5 protein-coding genes and 1 pseudogene are annotated in these 5,260 nt (G+C 70.8%); 1 reads left to right on the plus strand and 5 read right to left on the minus strand.

Translation table 11 applies throughout. The features are described from left to right. Nucleotides 1-45: 45 nt before the first annotated feature. Genes RMO85_RS11015 through miaA form a run of 5 tightly spaced genes read right to left on the minus strand, consistent with a single transcriptional unit; the run spans nucleotide 46 to nucleotide 4,981 of the window. The gene (locus RMO85_RS11015) at nucleotides 46-822 is read right to left on the minus strand and encodes an SDR family NAD(P)-dependent oxidoreductase (protein ID WP_310528769.1); all 777 of its coding nucleotides are present in this window, start codon (nucleotides 820-822) and stop codon (nucleotides 46-48) included. A gap of 25 nt (nucleotides 823-847) precedes the next feature. After that, on the minus strand, nucleotides 848-1,633 hold the full coding sequence (gene dapF, locus RMO85_RS11020; protein ID WP_310528770.1) for a diaminopimelate epimerase: 786 nt from the start codon (nucleotides 1,631-1,633) through the stop codon (nucleotides 848-850). After that, complete coding sequence (locus RMO85_RS11025; RefSeq protein ID WP_310528771.1) at nucleotides 1,630-2,163, minus strand: dihydrofolate reductase family protein; 534 nt, start codon at nucleotides 2,161-2,163, stop codon at nucleotides 1,630-1,632. The genes dapF and RMO85_RS11025 overlap by 4 nt, the downstream gene beginning before the upstream one ends. Then, complete coding sequence (gene ggt / locus RMO85_RS11030) at nucleotides 2,160-4,004, minus strand: gamma-glutamyltransferase (protein ID WP_310528772.1); 1,845 nt, start codon at nucleotides 4,002-4,004, stop codon at nucleotides 2,160-2,162. Before ggt ends, RMO85_RS11025 begins: the two co-directional genes overlap by 4 nt. A gap of 26 nt (nucleotides 4,005-4,030) precedes the next feature. Next, nucleotides 4,031-4,981 (minus strand): tRNA (adenosine(37)-N6)-dimethylallyltransferase MiaA, encoded by a 951-nt coding sequence (gene miaA, locus RMO85_RS11035; protein ID WP_310528773.1) that lies wholly within the window; start codon nucleotides 4,979-4,981, stop codon nucleotides 4,031-4,033. Nucleotides 4,982-5,045: 64 nt separating this feature from the next. Here miaA and RMO85_RS11040 point away from each other — a divergent pair. Further along, a pseudogene (locus RMO85_RS11040) lies at nucleotides 5,046-5,260 on the plus strand (hypothetical protein); the annotation flags it as partial.

Raw genomic sequence — 5,260 nt, forward strand, 5'->3', positions numbered from 1 at the left:
GGCGCGCGCCAAATCGCGCCCGACGTCGCGCCAACACCTGTCGTACTACTTCGGCGGCAACCGCAGGCCCCCGTCGACGCGGACCGTCTCACCGTTCATGTAGGAGTTGGTCAGGCACTCGACGACCATGCTCGCCAGCTCCTCGGGGTGGCCGAGTCGCTTGGGGAACAGCACCGACTCGCCGAGCTTGGCCTTGAACGCCTCGGGGTCACCGAACGCGTCGTAGATAGGGGTGTCGACCAGGCCGGGGGCGACGGTGTTGAGGCGGATGCCGGCGGCCGAGAGGTCGCGGGCGATCGGCAGCGTCATCCCGACCACGCCACCCTTGGACGCGGAGTAGGACGACTGGCCGATCTGGCCGTCGAAGGCCGCAACGGATGCGAGGTTGACGATGGCGCCGCGCTGGCCGTCGGCGTCGGGCTCGTTGCGCGACATCACGGTCGCCGCCTGGCGGGTCATGTCGAAGGTGCCGATCAGGTTGATCTCCACGACCTTGCGGAACGCGCCGAGGTCGTGCGCCGACGTCAGCTCGCCGTCGCGGCCGATGGTGCGCTGCGCCCAGCCGATGCCGGCGGAGTTGACGCAGGCCCGCAGCGGAGCGATCTGGGCGGCCGCCTCGACGGCGGCCGCGATCTGCTCGGTGTCGGTCACGTCGACCCGGGCGAACACGCCCTTGATCTCGTCGGCGAGCGCCTCGCCCGTCTCGGTGTTGATGTCGGCGACGACGACGATCGCGCCGCGGGCAGCGAGGGCGCGGGCGACCGCGGCACCGATGCCGCTGGCGCCGCCGGTGACGATGGCTGAGGCTCCGGAGATGTCCATGCCCGGATCCTAGGACCCGTGCGCGCTACAGGTCGGTGGTGCCCTCGGCCACGAGGAGCGCTGGGCCGGTCATCAAGATCCGGTCGTCCTCGGTCCAGGTGATCTCGAGGCTGCCACCGGGGACGTCGATGCGGTAGGCCGTCCCGCGTGGTGCCTCGTCAGCGAGCGCTGCCGCGACCATCACCGCGCAGGCTCCCGTGCCGCAGGAGCGGGTCTCTCCGGATCCGCGCTCGTGCACCCGCATCGCGACGTGGCGTGCGCTGCGGCGTACGACGAACTCGACGTTGACGCCGTCGGGATAGACCGCGTGGTCGTAGCCGGGCCCTTCGAGCAGCGTGCCGGCCTCGTCGAGCGAGTCGACGAAGGTCACGGCATGCGGGTTGCCCATCGAGACGTGGAGAGCCTCGTGGGAGACGCCGTCGACGCTCACCTTCGTGGTGGTGAAGACCTCGGGTGAGCCCATGTCGACGGTGATGTCGTCGCCGTTGGACGTGATGGTCTTGATGCCGTCGCGGGTGTCGACCTCGAGCGGCAGCGACACGCCCTCGTGGTCGATCAGGTAGCGCGCGAAGACGCGGATGCCGTTGCCGCACATCTCGCTCAGCGAGCCGTCGGCGTTGCGGTAGTCCATGAACCAGCGCTCGCCGTCGCGGACCGCGCGCAGCACCCCGTCGCCGCCGATCCCGGCGCGACGGTCGCAGAGGGCGCGGACCCGGTCAGCGCTCAGGTCGCCGTGGACCGTGCCGTCGGGGTCGGGCAGCAGCACGAAGTCGTTCTCCGTGCCGTGGCCCTTGAGGAAGCGGTAGCTCACGACTCCAGTGTGGCAGGGCGGACCACCGTGTGACGCATGCAGACGAAGTCGCGATTGCGCTCGACGTCCTCGAGCTTCAGCTCGACGTGGCGAGGCAGCACCGGTGTGCCCGCGCCGAGCGTCACCGGGGCGAGCTGTGTCCACACCTCGTCGAGGAGCCCGGCGTCGTGGAACTGGCCGACGAGCTCGCCGCCGCCGACGAGCCAGATGTCCTTGCCGGCCGCGCGCTCCGCGGCCGCCGCGTGCACCTGCAGAGGAGTCTCGGCGCCGAACGTCACGGCCTTCGCCTGCTGGAAGGTGCGGTGCGTCATCACGTACGTCGGCAGCTCGCCCCATGGGTCGTCGTCGTGGTCGAGGATCCACTGCCAGGTGGTGGCGCCCATGATGCAGGCGCCCAGTCGCTCACGGAACCCGGCGTAGTTCATCGGGCCCGACCGGTCGATGTCGCGCGACGTCAACCAGTCGAGGGAGTGCTCGGGTGTGGCGATGAAGCCGTCGAGCGAGCAGCCCGTGTAGTAGATCGTGGTCACTTCGGCTCGACCACCCGCGCCGAGCCGCCGCCGCGCCGCACCGGTTCGGACACGGCCGTGAGCCGGCCGTTCGCGCCGAACTCGATCGCGGTCGCGGCACCGATCTGCGCGGCGCTGGTCAGGGCGTCACCGGCCGGGACGAGCTTGTGACCGAGCGCGGTCAGCGCTGCGCCGTACGCCGTGATGAACTCCGGCTCGGACGTCACGCTGGCCGTGTTGCGCGGGCTCGACCGCGGTGCCGCGATGGCCTCCTGGATGCTCATGTCGAGGTCGATCCGGTTGACCAGCATCTGCAGCACGGTGGTGATGATCGTGGAGCCACCGGGCGAGCCGAGCGCCAGGAACGGCTTGCCGTCCTTGAGCACGATCGTCGGGCTCATCGACGACCGCGGGCGCTTGCCCGGCTGGATGCGGTTGGGGTCGGCCGCGTCGTAGACGGTCGAGAAGTCGGTCAGCTCGTTGTTGAGCAGGAAGCCGTGACCCGGCACGACCATGCCCGAGCCGCCGGTCTGCTCGATCGTGAGGGTGTACTCCGCGACGTTGCCCCACTGATCGGCCACCGTCAGGTTCGTGGTCGAGACGTTCTCGGTGTCGCTGTCGACCGTGCCGCGTGCTGCGGGGGCGGGCGCGCAGACGCCGTCGTACGCCGCAGCGTCGCCGGCCGCGACCGGCTTCACCGAGGCCTTGGCCGGGTCGAGGGAGCACGCCCGCTCGGCGGCGTACTTGTCGCTCACCAGCGTCGGGAGGGGCACCTCGACGAAGCGCGGGTCACCGAGGTACTTGGCGCGGTCGGCGAAGGCCAGCGCGCCGGCCTCGAGGTAGTGGTGCAGCACCTGCTCCGGCGTCTTGGCGGCGAGGTCGGTGCGCTCGAGGATGTTGAGCGCTTCGCCGACGGTGGAGCCACCGCTGGACGAGGGCGCCATCCCGTACACGTCGTAGCCGCGGTAGGAGACCTTGGTCGGCGCCCGGTTGAGCACCTTGTAGTCCTTGAGGTCACTGCGCGAGAGGTAGCCCCTCGGCACCGGGAGGTCGGTGCCGCGCGTGGTGCGCGGCTTGCGGACCACGTCGACCATCAGCTTGGCCAGGGCGCCGCGGTAGAAGGCCCTGGGGCCGCGCTCGCCGAGGTCGGTGTAGGTGGCGGCCAGCTCGGGGTTGGTGAAGATCGAACCGACCGTGGGAGCGTCCCCCCGGGGCAGGAAGAGCTTCTTGGTCGCGCGGTAGGCGCGGAACCGTTCTTCGTTGTCGAGGGTCTGCTGGCGGAACGTCTCGTCAACCTTGAAGCCGCGGGTCGCGACCTTGATCGCGGGCTTCAGCGCATCCGCGAGGGAGAGCGTGCCCCACTTCTGCAGCGCCCGGTCCCAGGTCGCGGGGGTGCCGGGGGTGCCGACACTGACGCCGCTGGTGACCAGCTCGGGCGTGAAGTTGTAGGGCTTGGCGGTGGCGGGGTCGATGAACGCGTCGTCGGGGATCTTCCTCGGCGCGGTCTCGCGCCCGTCGATGGTGCCGATCTTGTTGGTCTCGGCGTCGTAGAAGACGAAGTAGCCACCGCCCCCGATGCCCGCGCTGTAGGGCTCGGTCACGCCGAGGGTGGCGGCCGCGGCGACGGCCGCATCGGCCGCGTTGCCGCCTCGCTTGAGCACCTTGAGCGCCGCTGCGCTGGCCTCCGGATCGACCGTGGAGACCGCGCCGCCCTTGCCGATCGCGGTCGGCGTCTTGGCCGTGGGACGGGCGATCGGGGACTCGGGCGGTGCCTGTGCCGACGCCGGTGGAGGGGCCACCAGCAGGCCGGCGACGAGCGCTGAGGTGGCCACCGAGGTGGTGAGGGCAGGGCTGAAGCGCATGTGTACCTCCCGAGAGATCAGATGCCTCAACCCTGCTCCGCGGTGGCCGATCTGTCGAGTGCCCGCACGACCTCCAGCGCCCGCCGCACCCGGTCTTCGTCGTCGAAGCGCACCCAGACGACACGCGGGTCCTTGCGGAACCACCCGTCCTGGCGCCGCGCGAATCTCCGGGTTGCGGCCTGAGTCCGGACGACCGCCTCGTCGCGGCCGATCTCGCCACGGAGGAAGGCGACGGCCTCGCGGCAGCCGATTGCGCGGCGCGCCGTCTGGCCCTGCTCCAGCCCGAGGTCGAGGAGTCGCTCGACCTCCTCGATCAGCCCGTCGTCGTACATCTGCCGAACCCGCGTCGCGATGCGGGCGTCGAGGGTGGGCCTGTCGATGTCGACGCCGATCTGCACGCTGTGCGGGTCGGCGTAGGTGGGCCTCGGGAGGCTGGCCGAGTAGGGCCGGCCGGTCAGCGCGATCACCTCCAGCGCGCGCACGATGCGACGAGCGTTGTCGGGGCCGATCTTCGCGGCCGCCTCCGCGTCGAGGTCGACGAGTCGCTGATGCAGCGCCTCGATGCCCGCGCCCGCCAGCTCCGCCTCGAGCTCGCGCCGCACCGACTCGTCGGTGCCAGGGAAGTCGAAGCGGTCGAGGATCGCGCGGGTGTAGAGCGCGCTGCCGCCGACCAGGACGGGCACCTTGCCGCGGCTCCGGATGTCGGCGATCTCGGCTCGCGCCCAGCCCTGGAAGTCGGCGACCGTCGCAGTCTCGGTCACGTCGAGCCGGTCGAGGAGGTGGTGCGCGATGCCCCGCCGCTGCGCGGGCGGCAGCTTCGCCGTAGCGACATCCATGCCGCGATAGAGCTGCATGGCGTCGGTGTTCACGATCTCTGCGCCGAGCTCGGTCGCGAGGTCGAGGCTCAGGCCGGTCTTGCCCGATGCCGTCGCGCCGACGATCGCCACGATCGGTCGGGGGTGCGCAGCGGTCGACATGCTGGCTAGTGTTCCAAATCTCGAGCGGTCGCACGGGCGACCGCACCGACCATCGGAGAAGCACATGGGATTCCTCGACGACGCCAAGGACAAGCTGACCGCCGCGGTCGACAGCCAGGGCGACAAGATCGCCGACGGCCTCGACAAGGCCGGCGAGCTGCGCTGGTGCGATGTCACCGACCTGCCCGAGCCTATGGTGCCGCACGAGGCCTACGCCCTGAGCCGGCTCGGCGGCACCCAGCGTTACCTGAGCCACGGATTCGACAACGACCTTGGAGG

The sequence above is a fragment of the Nocardioides sp. genome, assembly GCF_031422975.1.
Lineage (GTDB): Bacteria > Actinomycetota > Actinomycetes > Propionibacteriales > Nocardioidaceae > Nocardioides.

What these genes read in the sequence shown, in the direction of transcription:
- RMO85_RS11015 (WP_310528769.1), bottom strand. Translation starts at nt 822, where the DNA reads ATGGACATCTCCGGAGCCTCAGCCATCGTCACCGGCGGCGCCAGCGGC.
- ggt (WP_310528772.1), bottom strand. Translation starts at nt 4,004, where the DNA reads ATGCGCTTCAGCCCTGCCCTCACCACCTCGGTGGCCACCTCAGCGCTC.
- miaA (WP_310528773.1), bottom strand. Translation starts at nt 4,981, where the DNA reads ATGTCGACCGCTGCGCACCCCCGACCGATCGTGGCGATCGTCGGCGCG.